Annotated in this window: 22 protein-coding genes and 1 pseudogene; 2 read left to right on the top strand and 21 right to left on the bottom strand. The window is 38.4% G+C overall.

Features of this window, described 5'->3' with window-relative positions; all coding sequences use genetic code 11:
• The first annotated feature begins 102 nt into the window (after window positions 1-102).
• Window positions 103-1,350, top strand: a complete 1,248-nt coding sequence (ftsZ, locus tag EP1X_RS09520) for a cell division protein FtsZ (protein WP_055283954.1) — start codon at window positions 103-105, stop codon at window positions 1,348-1,350.
• A gap of 52 nt (window positions 1,351-1,402) precedes the next feature.
• Here the strand turns inward: ftsZ and EP1X_RS09515 are convergent, their stop codons facing one another.
• The 20 genes from EP1X_RS09515 to EP1X_RS09420 form a co-directional block, all read right to left on the bottom strand.
• Window positions 1,403-1,849, bottom strand: a complete 447-nt coding sequence (locus tag EP1X_RS09515) for an adenylyltransferase/cytidyltransferase family protein (RefSeq protein ID WP_055283952.1) — start codon at window positions 1,847-1,849, stop codon at window positions 1,403-1,405.
• Complete coding sequence (locus EP1X_RS09510; protein WP_055283950.1) at window positions 1,846-2,358, bottom strand: RNA-binding protein; 513 nt, start codon at window positions 2,356-2,358, stop codon at window positions 1,846-1,848. Before EP1X_RS09510 ends, EP1X_RS09515 begins: the two co-directional genes overlap by 4 nt.
• Window positions 2,359-2,374: 16 nt before the next feature.
• Window positions 2,375-2,974: a DUF4443 domain-containing protein gene (locus EP1X_RS09505; RefSeq protein ID WP_055283949.1), complete on the bottom strand. Its 600-nt coding sequence runs from the start codon at window positions 2,972-2,974 to the stop codon at window positions 2,375-2,377.
• A 53-nt stretch (window positions 2,975-3,027) separates the two neighbouring features.
• The gene (locus EP1X_RS09500; RefSeq protein WP_055283947.1) at window positions 3,028-4,170 is read right to left on the bottom strand and encodes an RNA ligase; all 1,143 of its coding nucleotides are present in this window, start codon (window positions 4,168-4,170) and stop codon (window positions 3,028-3,030) included.
• Between the two features lie 118 nt (window positions 4,171-4,288).
• Window positions 4,289-5,014, bottom strand: coding sequence for a tRNA-binding protein (locus EP1X_RS09495; RefSeq protein WP_055283945.1), 726 nt, complete (start codon window positions 5,012-5,014; stop codon window positions 4,289-4,291).
• The gene (locus tag EP1X_RS09490) at window positions 4,998-6,068 is read right to left on the bottom strand and encodes a hypothetical protein (RefSeq protein ID WP_055283943.1); all 1,071 of its coding nucleotides are present in this window, start codon (window positions 6,066-6,068) and stop codon (window positions 4,998-5,000) included. Before EP1X_RS09490 ends, EP1X_RS09495 begins: the two co-directional genes overlap by 17 nt.
• A 5-nt stretch (window positions 6,069-6,073) precedes the next feature.
• Complete coding sequence (locus EP1X_RS09485) at window positions 6,074-6,406, bottom strand: hypothetical protein (protein ID WP_055283941.1); 333 nt, start codon at window positions 6,404-6,406, stop codon at window positions 6,074-6,076.
• Between the two features lie 4 nt (window positions 6,407-6,410).
• Complete coding sequence (locus EP1X_RS09480) at window positions 6,411-7,391, bottom strand: bifunctional oligoribonuclease/PAP phosphatase NrnA (RefSeq protein ID WP_055283939.1); 981 nt, start codon at window positions 7,389-7,391, stop codon at window positions 6,411-6,413.
• Window positions 7,354-7,677, bottom strand: coding sequence for a DUF3194 domain-containing protein (locus tag EP1X_RS09475; RefSeq protein WP_055283938.1), 324 nt, complete (start codon window positions 7,675-7,677; stop codon window positions 7,354-7,356). Before EP1X_RS09475 ends, EP1X_RS09480 begins: the two co-directional genes overlap by 38 nt.
• A 32-nt stretch (window positions 7,678-7,709) precedes the next feature.
• Complete coding sequence (locus EP1X_RS09470) at window positions 7,710-8,063, bottom strand: prefoldin subunit beta (protein WP_055283936.1); 354 nt, start codon at window positions 8,061-8,063, stop codon at window positions 7,710-7,712.
• 61 nt (window positions 8,064-8,124) lie between these two features.
• Window positions 8,125-8,367, bottom strand: coding sequence for a KEOPS complex subunit Pcc1 (gene pcc1, locus EP1X_RS09465; protein ID WP_055283935.1), 243 nt, complete (start codon window positions 8,365-8,367; stop codon window positions 8,125-8,127).
• Window positions 8,364-8,996: a ribosomal biogenesis protein gene (locus EP1X_RS09460; RefSeq protein WP_055283933.1), complete on the bottom strand. Its 633-nt coding sequence runs from the start codon at window positions 8,994-8,996 to the stop codon at window positions 8,364-8,366. Before EP1X_RS09460 ends, pcc1 begins: the two co-directional genes overlap by 4 nt.
• Before the next feature lie 68 nt (window positions 8,997-9,064).
• Window positions 9,065-9,214, bottom strand: a complete 150-nt coding sequence (locus EP1X_RS09455) for a DNA-directed RNA polymerase subunit P (protein WP_055283931.1) — start codon at window positions 9,212-9,214, stop codon at window positions 9,065-9,067.
• 26 nt (window positions 9,215-9,240) lie between these two features.
• Window positions 9,241-9,498, bottom strand: a complete 258-nt coding sequence (locus tag EP1X_RS09450) for a 50S ribosomal protein L37Ae (protein ID WP_055283929.1) — start codon at window positions 9,496-9,498, stop codon at window positions 9,241-9,243.
• A 201-nt stretch (window positions 9,499-9,699) separates the two neighbouring features.
• Entirely contained in the window at window positions 9,700-10,509 is an 810-nt protein-coding gene (gene rrp42 / locus EP1X_RS09445; RefSeq protein ID WP_055283928.1) for an exosome complex protein Rrp42, read from the bottom strand.
• 1 nt (window position 10,510) lies between these two features.
• On the bottom strand, window positions 10,511-11,254 hold the full coding sequence (gene rrp41, locus EP1X_RS09440; protein ID WP_055283926.1) for an exosome complex exonuclease Rrp41: 744 nt from the start codon (window positions 11,252-11,254) through the stop codon (window positions 10,511-10,513).
• Window positions 11,251-12,006: an exosome complex RNA-binding protein Rrp4 gene (gene rrp4, locus EP1X_RS09435; protein WP_055283924.1), complete on the bottom strand. Its 756-nt coding sequence runs from the start codon at window positions 12,004-12,006 to the stop codon at window positions 11,251-11,253. Before rrp4 ends, rrp41 begins: the two co-directional genes overlap by 4 nt.
• Window positions 12,003-12,713, bottom strand: coding sequence for a ribosome assembly factor SBDS (locus EP1X_RS09430; RefSeq protein WP_055283922.1), 711 nt, complete (start codon window positions 12,711-12,713; stop codon window positions 12,003-12,005). Before EP1X_RS09430 ends, rrp4 begins: the two co-directional genes overlap by 4 nt.
• A gap of 11 nt (window positions 12,714-12,724) precedes the next feature.
• A complete protein-coding gene (psmA, locus tag EP1X_RS09425; RefSeq protein WP_055283920.1) occupies window positions 12,725-13,507 on the bottom strand; it encodes an archaeal proteasome endopeptidase complex subunit alpha in 783 nt (260 codons plus the stop codon).
• A 118-nt stretch (window positions 13,508-13,625) separates the two neighbouring features.
• Complete coding sequence (locus EP1X_RS09420) at window positions 13,626-13,988, bottom strand: ribonuclease P protein component 2 (RefSeq protein ID WP_055283918.1); 363 nt, start codon at window positions 13,986-13,988, stop codon at window positions 13,626-13,628.
• 75 nt (window positions 13,989-14,063) lie between these two features.
• On the opposite strand from EP1X_RS09420, the gene EP1X_RS09415 reads away from it, so the two are divergent.
• Window positions 14,064-15,218: a DUF763 domain-containing protein gene (locus EP1X_RS09415; protein WP_055283916.1), complete on the top strand. Its 1,155-nt coding sequence runs from the start codon at window positions 14,064-14,066 to the stop codon at window positions 15,216-15,218.
• A 184-nt stretch (window positions 15,219-15,402) separates the two neighbouring features.
• Here EP1X_RS09415 and EP1X_RS10170 read toward each other — a convergent pair.
• Window positions 15,403-15,935 (bottom strand): annotated as a pseudogene (locus EP1X_RS10170) (hypothetical protein); the annotation flags it as partial.

Here is a 15,935-nt window from a genome sequence, read left to right as displayed (position 1 = left end):
AGGCCATCAGAGAACTAGTAAAAAAAGAACTCTACGTCACTGAGTCAGAAGAAAGGAGAATACCAGAATACGTGGTCAAATAAAATTAGCGGGGTGATATAAATGGTGTTTAAGATATTAGAACAAGCCGGTATTAATTTAGATATAAATAACAATGATGACAAAATCCAAGAAACCCTCAGTGATCTAGATGTCTCCAAAGCTTTCATTAAAATAGCGATAATAGGCATTGGCGGTTCCGGGAACAATACTATTACAAGACTTTACGAACTGGGTGTAGAAGGAGCAGAACTGATAGCAATGAACACTGACGCTCAACACTTGGCAAGGACAAAAGCTCACAGAAAAATCCTTCTTGGAAAGAATATAACTCATGGAAAAGGATCGGGTGGAAACCCAAGAATAGGGTATTTGGCCGCAGAGGCCAGTAGAGATGAAATTGCTGATGTTGTTAGAGATGTGGATCTCGTATTTTTGACTGCTGGAATGGGTAATGGTACTGGAACTGGAGCAGCCCCGGTGATTGCAAAGATAATAAAGGAAGAAGCTAGAAACGGTGGGAGAATTCAAGAGCCACTCATTGTAAGCGTTGTGACATATCCATTCAGGAATGAAGGAACAAAAAGAATCGAAAAAGCAAAAGCTGGAATACAAGCCCTGCTCAAATACTCTGATACTGTAGTGATAATAGAAAATGATAAACTTCTTGAACTTGTACCAAAATTACCAATCTCTGCAGCATTCAGATTTGCAGATGAGATAATAGCAAGAATGGTTAAAGGTATTACAGAGACAATAATGCTCCCCTCCATGGTCAATATTGATTTTGCCGACGTTTATAGTGTTATGAAAAATGGTGGAGCAGCGTTGATTGGAATTGGTGAGAGTGACTCTAATAGAAGGGCTGTTGACGCAATAAACAATGCACTAAACAACAAAATGCTTGAAGTTGAGTTTGGAAGTGGCGAATCTGCACTAGTTCACTTTACAGTCGGGCCAGATGTTAGTCTTGGAGAGATAAACGATGCAATGCAGATAGTCTATGAAAAGCTTGGAGCAAAATCCGAAATAAAATGGGGCGCGAGAATCGACAAGGAGCTTGGAAAGGTCGTCAGAGCAATGGTTATAATGACAGGAGTTAGATCGCCACACATCCTCAGTAGTGACATACACGCACTTAGCGAGGAAGACAACATAATAATATCAAATCCAATAAACAGGAGAATAAATAAGGACTCAGAACTCGAGAATCTCTTTGACAGGGTTTCAGGTGAAAAGAAAAGAAGTATCGGAGCAAATCCGATAGTTGAGAGAATCTTAGACGGAGCCATAGATTACGATTTAAGTTAAATCTTCATATTTTTATAATCACCAAAATTTGCTAAAATCAGATGTGCTAAAATCACTCGCAAAATATCTCTACTATTTTTTGAATTATTTTACTAGTTTTAGCAATGTCGCTTTTATAGGAGTAGGGGATTCTTATAACCTCAGCGTTAATACCATTCTTTTTTAGCTCTTCTTTAAGAACATTAATATCGAAATTCTGATCTGGTCCCAAAGCAATAATATCGGGATTTAGCTTTTTAACTAACTCAAAACTTATACAATCAGGTTTCCCAATAACAACATCATCCACCATTTTAAGAGCCTTTAAGACCTCTGCTCTCTCATACATAGAATTTATAGGCGCCCTACCTTTTCTTTCCTCAACAGTTTTATCATGTGCCACTATCACTATAAGTTCATCGCCAAGTTCTTTTGCATGCTGCAAAAAATGGATATGACCCACATGCAGGATATCAAAAACTCCACCTGTAACCACTCTAATCTTCTTCTTTTCCGTCATAACACCGTCAACTCCCAAATTTTATCCTTTGCATGATGTATCACTTTCACAGCTTTTCCTTTTTTCTTTTCCTTCATAGTTTTTCCATCTAATAAAGCTATTCCAATAGCTAAAGGTCTTCCATATTGTTCCTCTACAATAAAAACGAAATCCCCCTCTTTTATTTCTTCATCTGCATCTACTATACCCGGAGCCATGACATCAGCCCCATTTAGAATATAGGGTACTGCTCCTTGATCTACAACTACTCTACGTTTCCATTTCCTCAGATCCTCCACATTTGAGATTTCATACAAGGCTATAACCAAGGGGAAAATAAGGTCTTCCCTCTTTATAAACCGCGGTTTTTTGTTAACAAAGAGTATCTGAGTTTTTTTATCGAATTCTCCTATTAGAACCTGATCATTCTTAGATATCAGCTTCTTTGCTACCTCATTTCCAAAAATTTTACTCATATCTTCTATTATCCTCTTAACTTCCTTTTTACTTAAGGGATGCTTTATCTTCATCGCGAACACCTCAAATTTATTCTGCCAGTTTTCTGATCTCACTGGGCAACGAATCCTCTTTTAAAACCACCGCTACATGAATAGCGCTCTTAATAGCATTTGTTCTACTTTCTGCCCATGTTATTACGATTAAGTCTCCATCTTTAAGAGGTAGTCTCTTCACTTCTCTATCTATCTCAGGGAGTGTGTCCTTTAAGGGCCTCCCGTCCTCAGGAAATATCACTTCTCCCCCAGAACAGAGTAAAATCATGGCTCCTTTTGCAAAAAATCTAATAGCTTCATCTCTCAACTCTATACTCTTAAACTCAGGAGGATTCTTCACAATGAGAGCACATGCAGGGAAGCCTTCTATAGATTCTATCTCAACGGGTTCTGAAAAAAGAGTAGAAATCTCGTTTACAACTTTAATTCCTTCCTCACTCAGAAAATGACCTTTTTGTTGGGACTCAATCAAGCCCGAAGCAGCAAGTTTCTTTAAAAGGGTTCTAACAGTGCCTTCTCCAAGACTTAATTCCTCAGAAATCTGTTTACGACCTTTTGGAGTCTTTACCAAAAAGAGTGTGATGAGAACATCTTCCATTTTAAACTCAGGATATGCACCTCGCTTCCAGTCCATTCTTTCACCTCTACTTTCGAATGCATTAAAGAGATATAAAAAGTTTAAGGCGGTCAATCTACAAATGCGTGTCCATTCCAGAGCTCTCTAATTTCCCTCGTAGCTTCTGGATAAACTCGTTTAAATGTTATCTTCCAATACTCATTAGATATTTCCTCTATATCTTCAATATGAATCTTCAATCCAAGACGCTCAAAATGTGAGACCATCTTATATGCAGTCTCAATATGTTTTACTCTCACAGTAAACATCTCTGCTATTTCCTCACCACCACCTACATCCCATATACTTTCCACAAATGGCTCCAAAAGTGCTTTTCCAAGGGCAGTTGCATATCTTTCAAAGTCTGCATCTCTAATCTTTTCTTCTGCTAAGTAAAAGGCTAAACGTTTAATCCTCTGCATAAAATATCCATGTGGTAGCTCGAAAAATACCCGTGCTCCAATTCGTATGTCATTTATATTTGCATATGGTGTTACGTATTTAATTATCTTCTTCATGTCGGGACTCTTCATTACTATCCCTTCTCGACGTTGCGTGCTGAGCTCTTCTATGAGTTGTCGAAGTTCATTTATCTTTGAAATATTATATATCCCAAAAACTTCAACACTTGGAATTCCATATTCTTCCGCCATTTTTATCCTATCTTTCACATGAATTGATTTGCCAGTCTTTTTCTCTTGAATATCAAAGAGAAAGAACTGAATGTCTTCCTTTATATGTGGCGGACCTTCAACAAGATAGGGGCTTTCAGGCCCTGCCATCTCTCCACAAAGTATTAGATTGGGATAATCTTTGAAAAATTCCATGTTCACAAAATCTTCAATCCTCTCTGTAGTGAAGGGGCATATAAAACCTCCCCTTGTAAAGGCAAATACTCTTCCCTCAATTTGAGCCACTCTGATATTATACCCATCTATTTTTTCCTCCACATAAAATGGCTTCATTTTAAATACTCTTTTTATACCCTTTTCCAGCTGAACAACCCTCTTTATGTGAGGAAAGCCCAATATGATATTATGATGGTCAAAAACCACTGTACCTCTTCTTAGATTACCGGCTGAATCTTTAAATCTGAGATATTTTATGCCCTCAAACTCATCTTCTACTATTCCTCCTTTCCCTTCAAGCATCTCGATTCTTTCTTCACGAATTCCAAGATCAAGAAGGAGCTTCTTAAAGTATGAGCTCACCATTGATAGCACCAATAAATAATACCACTCTTATAGTTTATAGTTTTTGTGAAGATACTTCTATCTCATAACAAAGAGTTTTCAAAAAGTAGACATCCAAAGAAAAAGTGTGAAAATGGAATCAACCTTTCAAAAATGCTTCAACGAGATTCCTAGTCTCTTTAAAAGCTTCCAAAGGAATACCTTTTGGAAGTCCTCCGACGTCCCCTTTTACATCCTTTAAAACACCTTCACCAGCCCCTAAAAACATTCCCTCACTTGTTATTCCCCTAAAGTTTGCGGGAGGTAGTAATGCTACAGCGACTTTGTGGCCCTCTTTTACGCCTAAATCATTTGTTACCACTGTAATAGCTCTATCACCCAGATTTACATTACATACAAGAAGTTTATCTGCATTTGGGTGTTTACCAGCACTCATGACCTCTCCAACTCTTATATCAACAGCAATTACAGGATCATTTATTTTTCCAAGTTTCAACCTTTTATCCAAACCCATTATAGTATTCAAGAAAAATCTTATCTTTGCAACAGATTCTTCCAATTTTTCCTTTTCATGCCTGTCAGCCAGTTCTAAGAATTTAACGTACCATTCTTCTCCCCCAAGTGCTTCAATTATCCCTTGTGCTTTTTTTACAAGTTCTTTCATTTGGGGAGTCTCAATAAGTTCAGAGGGCTCTAAGTAGGAGTACCTCATAGCTTGAAGTTCAGGAATCATCTCTTTAGCAAGCTGTATTGCTTTCTTCTTGTCCCACTTACCCTTAAATTTCGCCCCTTCAACTGTTTTTAAGAAAAGCTCCACCGCTTTCTCTGCTACAAGTAAGCGATAATCCTTACTCGTGTCCCACATCACTCCCACCTTCAATTGCTTTTAAAACCTCTTTCTTAACACTTTCGTTTGATATTGCCTCCGCAACTGTAACAGCTTTAAGCTTATCACCTCTCCTAGCATACGCTAGAGCAATCTTAGCAAATACTTGGGAAGCAAGTTCCCTATCATCCATTATGGCTGCTATGGTTAGAGCCTCCTTGAGCTGACCTATTTTCAAAAATTTGAACGCAATATCTTTAAGGGACTCATCCTCAGGTTGAAGTTTTCTTTCAGCAGCCATTCTAAAAGCCTCTTCTACTAAACTATTACCCAAACCTTTTTTATCATGGAGAACAAGCCAATAAGCTATCTCCAGTAATGCTAAAATCTTTTCTTCTTCTGGCAAGTATTTAATAACAAAAACTGCACTTTCTAAATCTCTTTTTTCAAGAAAGTCTGAAACGACTTTACTCCCATGTTCTACTGCAAGCTCTATAAGAGAAGCTTTTTTCTTTAGCTCTTGAGCACTAAGATTCCTTCTAATATCTTCATAAATTCCTGCTGCTAGTTCATAGAAGTCTCTAGCCTCTGGAGAACGTACCTTATCTGCACTCTCTACAATTCGTTGCGCCAAAGTATAAAGAAAGGAAAGAACCTTGGAATATGGCTCAGAAGATCTTGTTGCTGTTTCATATGCCACATTGTAATAGTAAAACGCATCACTATGCTTCCCACTTAACGCCATATAATATGCTAGATATGAATACCCATCAGCTCTCCAAAGAGAATAATCAATAGACCTAACTAGCTGATGTGCTTTTTTAAAAAAGTATTCTCCTTTACTATCTCCAGAAGCTAGAAGAGTATATCCAATTAATGCTAATGCTCTTGCCTTATCCAGTAGTTCTTTTAAGGAGTCTACTACCTCCAACATTCTCCCTAGAAGCGCTTCCATGTACTTTACCTCTTCTACATAAAGATAAATGTATGAAAGGGCTTCAAGTTTCGAGAAGGGATCTTTAATCCTCAAGGCCAACTCCAATGCACTCCCAAAATCCCCTCTCTCTACAAAATCAGATATATCCTCCATCATAATCATCACCGAGTATTCTTAACCCTCCTATCCCACTCCTCTAACATTAAGTCAAGAGTTAACAAATTAGTAAGCTTCAATTTGACTTTATTATTCTCATAGTCTATACTCCCCTTAAATTCATTAAGAAGCTCAAAGACCTTGCTCGCTTCATTCTGACTTAAATTGTTTCCATAGAATTCTTCACCACATTTCGGACACGTAAATATGAAAGTGTCTAACGTGGATAAAAAAGAATCCTTATTTTTGAGCAATTCCTTAAAGTTATTCAAAGTGAGCATCTGCTCAATAAGATCTTCCCACTTAAGTACTTCACCACAAAGGGGGCACCTACTCATTGGATCACCCCAAGTTCTTTAGAAAAGTTTCGATTTCTTTCACTAAAAACTTAACGGCATCATCAAGATTTTTCTTTCCGTTTGCTCCAGCAGCTCCAGAATGTCCTCCTCCAGAACCCTCTATAATTGGACCTACTCTCTCCATAAGCTTACCAAGATGAAGTCCTTTCTTAACTAAATGTTCTTTAGTGCGAGCTGAGATTCTAACCCCTTTCTTTTCACTCCCTACAATCGCAACATCAGCTCCCAACTGAAGGAAGATTTTACATGCAAGTGACTCATAGGCAGAAATCTTTGAAATCGCAATTATATAATTCTTCACTTTTCTAATCTCCATTCGCTGACAGGCCTTCAGGATAGCAATTCTCTTTGCTTGATCTATGTTTTCATCGGTAACAGGAAGCACAAGATTATAGATCTCCCCCATATGTATGTTAAACTTTTCAAGAATGCTAAAAACCGTCTTGAAGGTCTTTGAGTTTGCATATCTAAAGTTGGCAGTATCTGTAACTATTCCTGCCAAAATGACTCTTGCCGAAATTTCATCATAAAATCCCAAGTAATTGAGAAGCTCCCATATTATCTCAGCAGTAGATGTCCTAGAAGAATCTACAATCCAAATATCTGCGTTTATAGGACTTTCTTTTTCAGCGTGATGGTCAATAACCACTACGTATTTCTCTTTAGGAATTTTAATTGGCTCAAGCTGCTCAATAGAGGAAGTATCGAAAATCACTACAACATCTTCCTTAACTTCTGGATCCTTTTCCACATCAGCAAATTGGAGAAGTCTCTTTGCATAAGATGAAACACTTTGAGCAACCCCAATTTTATTTTTCAGTCCTCTACTGGTCAAGTATCTTGAGAAAGCAATAGCACTACCCAGAGAATCTGGATCGGCATTATGATGACACAAGAGTAAAAAGGTATAGTTTCTTTCCTCTGCTTCATTTAGAAATCTTTTGAGCTTTATTTTCCCCTGCAATTTCCATCAACCTTTTTTCAACTTTTTTATACGCATTTTCAATAGCTTCATCTACTAGGGCATCCACATCTACTTTCACAAATATTGGAACCTCTAAATAGACTTCAAGCTCCAGATCAAGGGTATCTTCACGGCTTACCCTTGCTGTTACTTCAATATCTTTTACCTCACTTCTAGTCAAATACTTAAAGATATAATCTATCACAGCTTCTTGAGCGAGTTCTCCGACTTCTATTAACTCCTCTCCTGTCAGCTCAGGGAGACCTATATGGACAACCTTCTTCATGACGACCACGTGCAAAAGTTTAAAAAAGGAGACTAACCAGCAACACCGCCTCTAAGAGCACTTTGGATCTGTTGGGTGAGTTCTTTAATTTTCTCATTAAGCTTTTGCTCCTGTCTTTCTAGGGCCTTTAAACGCACTTCAAGAGTCTCAATTTTCTCATTGAGTTCTCCTAAAGCCTTTGATTTTGTTGATCTGACTATTAGAGTACCGACTGTTTTGTATATTGGACTCTCATCCTCACTCTTCTCAATTTCTTCGAGAGCTTTTCTAGCATCATTAAGTTCAACTTGAATTCGTTGCTTTTGTTGAATAACAAGTTGAATCTGTTGCTGATAACTCTCCAACTGCCCTAACAATGCCTGCACTTGTGGTGGGATATTCTGCATAGCAACACCTCCATAATCGCAATATCCGAGCTATACTCTCAAGGGACATTTAAATAGTTAACTAAAGCTCGGTGATTTCAAGGGCCACTTTAATCCACCGGAGATAGGAATTAATTGTACCCCTTAAAGCAGAATTATCATCTGCCATAAAATTTATTATTATTTTGGATCCATTTAGAGAAAAGTCCAGTTTACTCCTTCTGTAAGGGACAGTTTTATGTTCAAAGAGAACACTCTCATAAACAACTCTTGCAACCTCTTCATTTGGAAATTCTATCTCAATTGAGCCTCTTATTTTGCTCATGTGCCCTCGCTCCTCTTGATGCCAAGCTTTTCCTTGTAGTCCCATCTCCTACCATCTTCCATTATCCATATTTTAACACTTATCAATGGACCCACTGGTTTATCCTTTGAGACATCAAAACGATAAAAGTTCACCGCCATTCCCCTTGGATGACGTTCTATAACACCAAGAACATCAGTATTGTATTTATCGGCTATGTACTGGAGATTTCTATCATTACGAGGTATAAACTTGCCATTTGTGAGCTCAGCAAACACCTGACCAAAAATAATATGATCAAGATCTACCCGTTTGGCTGTTGTTACGATGAATGGCATTTCCTCTCTGATCAAACGAATGTTTCTAAATCCGATTTCTCTTTGAAGTTTAATGCCATGAAGGTAGAGATATCCCATATATCCCCAATCATCAGGAGAAACCTTAATAAAAGTCATTTTAAGAGGATTTCCTTTCCAGACATTTATAATTAATAGCCTCTCATACCCTCTATCATAAGCCTCAACAAGGAGATCCTGGATAGTTTTTTTACCTCTAGTCAAATAGGTAGAATTTGGAAAAATACGCTCTAAGTCATGTCCAAAGCTTCTTGTCCTTCTTGTAGGCCTATGGGATGTTGTTATCAGCATCATCTCTGATCACTTGTTGGTTTGTCAAAAACAGGTTATAAAGGTTTTTGATAGTTTTAAAAAAGCGCAATTCAAATTGCTTTGACCCGTCTGCCCACCTTAGGTCTGGGCTTGTAAATTATCTTGGCCCCACAATAAGGACAGCGAATTTCTCGAACAATTGCTAAATCCATTTTAAATTCTTTTCCACACTTTGCACATCTGTATAATGCTTCCACCATGTCAACCACCAAAAAGGTTTAAGGGGTTATAGGCTTGAGACACCCCTCTTAGCAATTCTTCCAGCCGGTGTGGCTGGCAAATAAGCTCCTCCAGCAAACGTGGCACCACACTTTTGACATTGCCATATTCCTGTACTTATTCTCTTAACAGCTTTTCTTCCACATACTGGACAGGTGTGTTTTTGCCTCATTTTCTCTTCTACTGCAGCCACTCTTCTTCTAATCTTAAGACCGTATCTTGGTCCAAATCTTCCAGCTGATCCGACTTTTTTAGTTCTTGGCATGATCATCACCCCTAATGATCTTAAGCTGAAGGGTATTGAGAGAGTTTATTTAAAAGACTTTTCCTAAACCCAACTAAAAAACCAGAGTTTAGTTTATAAATCTTTTCTTGAAAGCTTATAAGTTAAAATTTCCCCCACTCCCCTTGGTGTAAAAGGGAAAATACTTAACCATAAAAAATTCAAAAGAAAAGGAAACGTTGCTCATTCTTTCTTTATCGCCTCAAGGATTTTTTCTCTAATTTCTTCTGCCTTCTTGTATGCGGTGTCTACAGCAAACACTACTTCTTCAAGCTTAAAACTCCCGCCTTCACTCTTTTGAACTGCAGAGATATATCCATTTTCATCTGTGGTTATGGTCAACTTTCCATCCATAACTTGTTCTTCTTCAAAGTTTGGATCCACAACTAAGGTGTTTCCTATCTTTGCAAAGCTTACTGGAATTGGGATCTTTGTTACTGGAAGTTTTTCATACTCATCTAGCGTTATCACTTCCTCAGTTTCTTCATTATACTCTACTTTCGGAATCTTTGCACTCAACAATGCTGCAATTGCACCAATTCCTGAAGCATCCAAAAGATTGCCATCGTGATCCAACACATGAACATCTATGAAGATAACTCTAACAAGTTTTCCAGGAACTATGACAAGCTTCTCCAAGTCAATTGCTTGGCTTTCTCTTATTCCTCTATCCACAACTCTTGCGAGTTCTATTGCTCTCTCATCGGGTGGACCTGGCTCAAAAGTAGGTGAAGCTAATGGGACAAATTCGACGTTAGTGGTTATTACACCCATATTTGGCAAATCCGGGAATGGTTCTCCCAAATCAACTTTTATGCCAACAAGTACCTGAGTGTCTCCAAGTTTTACACGAGCAGAACCTTCTGCTTTTTCTATGACATCTGTCTCAATCGTTAAGGGTCTCACGTCCTCCAAGCCTCTTCCATCTATTCTCTTCTCTTCCTTTAGAAGCTGCAAGATATGATCTTTCATTATTGATGCCATTACTTCCATTTCACTCACCTACCTCTTGTGCTATTTTGAGATACTTTTCCTTTAGGGCCTCTCTTTGTTTCTGATAAACTGCTTTCGCACCTTTTATTGCAAGTCTCACGGCTTCAAGGAATTCATCTTTTGTTAGATAACCATCCATTTGAAGTAAAGTTATGTCATTCTTTATTGGCATTATTGCCACTGGCACATCAGCTTCTCCATAATTGTCTTCTTCCTTGTTGAGATCCAGTACTATCTCACCATCGATCTTTCCCGCAGCACATGCTGCAACAAGGTCTCTCATTGGAATTCCTGCATCAGCCAAAGCAAGCGAAGCTGCTGTAATCCCTGCCACCCTAGTTCCTGCATCAGCCTGAAGAACTTCTATAAAGATATCTATTGATGTTCTTGGGAAAAGCTCGAGAATAACTGCCGGTTCTAGGGCACCTCTTATGACTTTACTTATCTCCACGCTTCTCCTGTCTGGTCCAGGCTTTTTTCTCTCTTCAACACTAAATGGTGCCATGTTGTATCTTACCCTCAGAATAGCTCTATCCGGTTTTTGAAGATGTTTTGGATGAATCTCTCTTGGCCCATAAACAGCAGCCATTACTTTATTTTTTCCCCACTCAACATAGGCAGAACCATCCGCACTTTTAAGCACTCCAACTTCCATTTTTATTTTCCTAAGTTCATACTTTTTCCTTCCATCAATTCTGTATCCATTCTCATCAATAAGCTTAAGCCCTTCCGGTTTTCCCATCATTCTTCTTCACCTTCTTTCAATTGAGGGACTTCTTCAATAATCCCTTGCTCTTTAAGTTCGTTTAATCTCTGAACCAGCATTTCTTTAACCCTATCTGTCAATCCTTGAGTGTGGCTTTCTCTGTTTACTTTAAGAATAGCTTCTATTGCCAATTTCTCAAGTTCCTCTTTCCTTCCACTGACCCAAACCCATCCATTTTGGCCTACTATAATTCTGGTCCCTGTGAGATTCTTTATTAGGTTTATCATTGAGCCTCCTTTTCCTATTAGACGGGGAACCTTTGATGGAGTTATTTTCACCAGTTGACCTCCTTTTAACGGCCCACCACTAAATGGCATCCCTTTTGTCATCAGATCAATCTGATTAATTTCGTTAAACGCTTTTACTTTCGCGTATATTATGTCCCCTATATCAAATATTTTCCTCAAATCAGTCTTCAAAATGTCAACTCTTCCTTCTACAGCATCTTGTATCCTAAGTCCAGCTTGATAGGGTGCACCGATGTCAACAATCCAGTTTGAGAACTTTACATCAATTATTTTGCCAATTACTGAATCTCCGACCTCTGGTATATACGGGCCTTCAAGAGGTACTACTGACACAGTGTCATTTGACACTCTAACCAACCCAACAACGCTTGAATATATTCGACTGCCTTCTTTAAAAGTCCCTCTTCCATTTTTGAACGGTCCTTGTGCCAAAAGTGTTCCTGGAACCACTAAATCCTTATTTTTTACAAAAATCTTCCTCATAGTCCCTTCCTCTCTATAAGTTTAGTTACAACTGTGCCCTTTGTAAGGGCATTCAGTTTCTCATAAAATTCTTCTTCAATTCCTCCAGGAATTTCAATTAAAAACATCCAAGAGCCATCGCCTGCCCATTCCTCTCTCTTTATTTTTCCAAATTTTCTTACTTCTCCATAAGCTTTCCCTGTGTACTCTGATGGTATCTTAACTGCTATTACTTTAGTCTCGATCTTCAATGGCAAAACTCTTCTCAAGGCCTTTATTGCATCTGGAACCTGTGTCTCTGCATCTTTAAATATGTCCACCCTAGTCCCTACTTCTTCCATTGCTTTAAGAATCCTCTCAAGAGGATGAGGATAACCAGTCCTCGGATCAACAGCATGTCGGTGAATTATCATGGCTATCTGTCTTTTCTTCTCTTCAAGCATTTGTCTTCTCTGCTCTGCTGTAAGCTGAACTTCTCCCTTTCGAAGAATTATTTTTGCAACTTCATATGGATCACTTGTTCCAAAAATTTTCTCCATTTCATGTTCACTTGCTTTATCTCCCTTATGGGCATCTTTAAAAATATAAGGAGTAGCAAGAATCTCCTCTACAGGAACTTCTCTGCCTTCTTTGAAGTCTCTAGCCAGATAAGGATCCACTAATATCTCAAAAATCTCTCCATGTGTTTTCAATCGAGCTATCACTGCTTTGTCGAGACTTACTGGCATTATCAACCACCTCAGTAGTTGCTATCCAATTCACTATAGTCCTCTTCTTTCTCTGGGACTTCTTCTGCTTCAGCTTCCTTTAAAGCCTCTTCAAGGCATTTGGCCACTTTTTCTGGGCTTATCTTCTTGAATCTTTTCTCTTCCACTGTAATTACTGCAACTTCAATGTTCTCTGGAGTGGGCTCTTCCATTATCTTTGAAAGTGCCAAAACTGCTAGCTTAATAGCCTCTTCAAGAGTCATGTCGTCCTTGTATTTTTCCTCAAAAATTGCCATTGCAGTGTTTCTTCCACTTCCTATTGCCACAGCTTTCCACTCAAAATAAGCCCCACTTGGATCAGTCTCAAATAACTCTGGCTTTTCATTTACACCTGCCATTAAAAGAGCTGCACCAAAGGGTCTAACACCACCATATTGGGTGTGCATCTGCTTTAAGTCACATATCTTTTTAACAAGAACTGTTAGTGGGACAGGTTCACCATAGGTTAAACGATGAATTTGAGCTTCTAAACGAGCTCTATCCACAAGAACTCTAGCATCAGCTATTATACCGCTTGAAGCCGCTGCTATATGTTCATCAATTTGGAAGATCTTTTCATAACTCTCTGGTTCTATGAGTTTACTCGTGACTCTCTTCTCTACAGCTAAAACGACACCATCTTTACACTTCACTCCTACTGCAGTAGCCCCCCTCTTAACAGCCTCTCTTGCATATTGAACCTGGAAAAGCCTCCCATCAGGACTGAAAACTGTTATTGCCCTATCATACCCGGCTTGTGGCGGTACAAATGCCATTTTCCATCACCTCTAAAGTTATCGTAATCTGGTTATGTTAGAGATTTCTTCACTCCCTTTATATACTCTCCGATTTTAGATATTTTAAGTGAAGATAATTAAATTTTTTCCCTATCTTTCATTTCCATCCGAACTCTCGCAAGAATTTGACTTTAAGTCTTTTTATAGTGCCCGAGACACCAAGGCTCCTTATAATAGCTTTAGAACCATTTATTTCAGTCACCAAGGAGAATGCAAAGCGAAGTTCTTCAACATATTTTCTATCACACCTAACAATGCCTGTTTGAGTTTTTTCATTAAATTTTATAAACCAAGGTTTTGTTTTTGCTGTTCCAAGTTCCCCTAGAGTTCTAATGGAAGCCTCCCATATTGCTCTCTTTATTTCATCTTTTTTGAAAGGTCTTTCTCCAATAACCTGGAACGCTATATAACGATACTTGTCTCTTAGTGTTGGGGGTAGTGTTCTAGGTTTCTCTCTCATAGCAGAAAACACTTCACATAGGGATTTATTAAATTATCTCAAGCTTTTTATATATGGATAACAAAGTCCCAATTGATGAGACGAGGTATTGCAGAACTCCCCCTACATGGGGGCCATGTCCCTCACTGGCTTGCCTTAAGGATGAAAAGACTAGCTAACCTTGTGATAAAACTTCTTATAGATGAATACGGTACTCAAGGGGTTCTTGAGAGACTCGCAGATCCTATATGGTTCCAGGCACTTAACAATCTGATTGGTATGGATTGGGATTCCTCAGGAAGTACTACAGTTACCGCCGGAATTGTGAAAGAGGTTCTCTCTAAAGAAGACCTTGGAATAAAGGCTGCCGGGGGCAAAGGAGCAAAAAGTAGAAAAACACCTGAAGAGTTAAAACAAATAAGTGAAATTTATGATCTAAACCCAGAAGAATACATAAAAACTTCAAAATTAGTTGCTAAAGTCGATACAGTTGCATTACAAACCGGCTACCAACTTTATCATCATGTCTTTTTTGTAGACCAAGAAGGAAGATGGGCTATAGTACAACAAGGTATGAATCCCCAAGTCAAACTCGCCCGGCGATATCACTGGTTCTCTGAAAAAATCGAGTCATTTACTTTAGAGCCCCACAAAGGAATAAGCGGAATACAAAGTGACTATGCTCTTAATACTATTGCCAAAGAAGCAAAAGAATACCAAAAGACTCTTTTAGATATAATCTCTGAAAATCCCACTAAAATCGAACGTGAAATCAAGAGCGTAGAAGCCCTCACAAAGGGATATGCTCCTTTATTTTATAAACCGTATGAAAAGAGAAAAGTTATACCTCTATTTAAGAGATATCAGAGTTTTGGCAAACTCGAACTTAATAAAAGAGCCCTTGAATTAGCAAGGGAACTAAGTGTGGATAATTATGATGAGTTACTCCTCATAAAAGGTCTTGGCCCAAGCACACTACGAGCTTTGTCTTTGGTTCTTGAATTAATTTATGATGTTCATCCCTCTTGGAAAGACCCTATTACCCATCCTCCAGATCCGTTTAAGTTTGCCTATGCAGTTGGAGGAAAAGATAGAGTCCCATTTCCAATTGAAAGAGGTACTTATGACGAGTTAATATCTTTTCTCGAAAAGCTCCTAGACAAAGGAAAAAACGATAGAGAAGTCGTTAAACAAGTAACAAAAATCAGTCGCAAGTGGAAATTCCCAGAAAAGGAAAAACGGCCCACTTGAACTATTATAACAGTGAAGTATTTTAATGTGAGTTCTTAGACGAAGAAAGCATGCCCCAAACCATTCATGAATTTAATGGGAACCCTAACAATATTTTCTAATCCATTGAGTATCTTTAAGGTAGCCTTAATCCAACAAAAGTATCAATAACCGCAATAATCGTGAACAAAGGTGAAAAAGAACGCTAAAAGAGTTTAATGAATTGTTCTTTTGACATTTTTATTCTGTAATGGCGTGGTATAAACTCTGGAAGCACAGATTTAGGCACTAAGATAGTCTCTTCTAAACCCGATTGACCCACATGAGAAACAAATTCTATAACTTGATCACTCAGGCTGAAAAGCCAAGCAGTGACATGTTCCGGAACAGCGCTCGCGTTTAAGAGTGTTATCGCAACAATCTTAAGAGTATTTAAAGGTTCCTTCTCCAAACTCGCAGTTGATGCTCTGACTATCTTGTCCATCATGTTATAACCAAACTCATGGTAGGTTCCCTCCATAGTAGCTACAAGACCCACTACCAATACATCCTTAGGAATTCTAGAACTCAATTTCTTATACACATTAATTAATTTTGCAATGCCAGTCTCATCGCTCCACTCGGGTATTTGAATTATATATGGCTTTTTAGAGGGGATTCCGTACTTAGAACCAAAAAGGTCAATTACATAAAGTTTCCCCTCCTCCCCAGCTTTGTGAAGATCAAAACCTGCGCATT

The sequence above is a fragment of the Thermococcus sp. EP1 genome (assembly GCF_001317345.1).
Classification (GTDB): Archaea; Methanobacteriota_B; Thermococci; order Thermococcales; family Thermococcaceae; genus Thermococcus_A.
The sequence above is the reverse complement of the archived record's forward strand: the minus strand, read 5'-3'. Positions and strand labels throughout refer to the sequence as shown.

What these genes read in the sequence shown, in the direction of transcription:
- EP1X_RS09485 (WP_055283941.1), bottom strand. Translation starts at nt 6,406, where the DNA reads ATGAGTAGGTGCCCCCTTTGTGGTGAAGTACTTAAGTGGGAAGATCTT.
- EP1X_RS09455 (WP_055283931.1), bottom strand. Translation starts at nt 9,214, where the DNA reads ATGGTGGAAGCATTATACAGATGTGCAAAGTGTGGAAAAGAATTTAAA.
- EP1X_RS09430 (WP_055283922.1), bottom strand. Translation starts at nt 12,713, where the DNA reads ATGCCAGTAAGTCTCGACAAAGCAGTGATAGCTCGATTGAAAACACAT.
- EP1X_RS09460 (WP_055283933.1), bottom strand. Translation starts at nt 8,996, where the DNA reads ATGATGCTGATAACAACATCCCATAGGCCTACAAGAAGGACAAGAAGC.
- EP1X_RS09510 (WP_055283950.1), bottom strand. Translation starts at nt 2,358, where the DNA reads ATGAAGATAAAGCATCCCTTAAGTAAAAAGGAAGTTAAGAGGATAATA.
- pcc1 (WP_055283935.1), bottom strand. Translation starts at nt 8,367, where the DNA reads ATGAGCAAAATAAGAGGCTCAATTGAGATAGAATTTCCAAATGAAGAG.
- EP1X_RS09420 (WP_055283918.1), bottom strand. Translation starts at nt 13,988, where the DNA reads ATGAGAGAGAAACCTAGAACACTACCCCCAACACTAAGAGACAAGTAT.
- EP1X_RS09450 (WP_055283929.1), bottom strand. Translation starts at nt 9,498, where the DNA reads ATGCCAAGAACTAAAAAAGTCGGATCAGCTGGAAGATTTGGACCAAGA.
- EP1X_RS09475 (WP_055283938.1), bottom strand. Translation starts at nt 7,677, where the DNA reads ATGAAGAAGGTTGTCCATATAGGTCTCCCTGAGCTGACAGGAGAGGAG.
- EP1X_RS09500 (WP_055283947.1), bottom strand. Translation starts at nt 4,170, where the DNA reads ATGGTGAGCTCATACTTTAAGAAGCTCCTTCTTGATCTTGGAATTCGT.
- EP1X_RS09505 (WP_055283949.1), bottom strand. Translation starts at nt 2,974, where the DNA reads ATGGACTGGAAGCGAGGTGCATATCCTGAGTTTAAAATGGAAGATGTT.
- rrp42 (WP_055283928.1), bottom strand. Translation starts at nt 10,509, where the DNA reads ATGGAAGTAATGGCATCAATAATGAAAGATCATATCTTGCAGCTTCTA.
- EP1X_RS09490 (WP_055283943.1), bottom strand. Translation starts at nt 6,068, where the DNA reads ATGATGGAGGATATATCTGATTTTGTAGAGAGAGGGGATTTTGGGAGT.
- EP1X_RS09415 (WP_055283916.1), top strand. Translation starts at nt 14,064, where the DNA reads ATGAGACGAGGTATTGCAGAACTCCCCCTACATGGGGGCCATGTCCCT.
- ftsZ (WP_055283954.1), top strand. Translation starts at nt 103, where the DNA reads ATGGTGTTTAAGATATTAGAACAAGCCGGTATTAATTTAGATATAAAT.
- psmA (WP_055283920.1), bottom strand. Translation starts at nt 13,507, where the DNA reads ATGGCATTTGTACCGCCACAAGCCGGGTATGATAGGGCAATAACAGTT.
- EP1X_RS09515 (WP_055283952.1), bottom strand. Translation starts at nt 1,849, where the DNA reads ATGACGGAAAAGAAGAAGATTAGAGTGGTTACAGGTGGAGTTTTTGAT.
- EP1X_RS09495 (WP_055283945.1), bottom strand. Translation starts at nt 5,014, where the DNA reads ATGTGGGACACGAGTAAGGATTATCGCTTACTTGTAGCAGAGAAAGCG.
- EP1X_RS09470 (WP_055283936.1), bottom strand. Translation starts at nt 8,063, where the DNA reads ATGCAGAATATCCCACCACAAGTGCAGGCATTGTTAGGGCAGTTGGAG.
- rrp4 (WP_055283924.1), bottom strand. Translation starts at nt 12,006, where the DNA reads ATGAGGAAGATTTTTGTAAAAAATAAGGATTTAGTGGTTCCAGGAACA.
- rrp41 (WP_055283926.1), bottom strand. Translation starts at nt 11,254, where the DNA reads ATGATGGGAAAACCGGAAGGGCTTAAGCTTATTGATGAGAATGGATAC.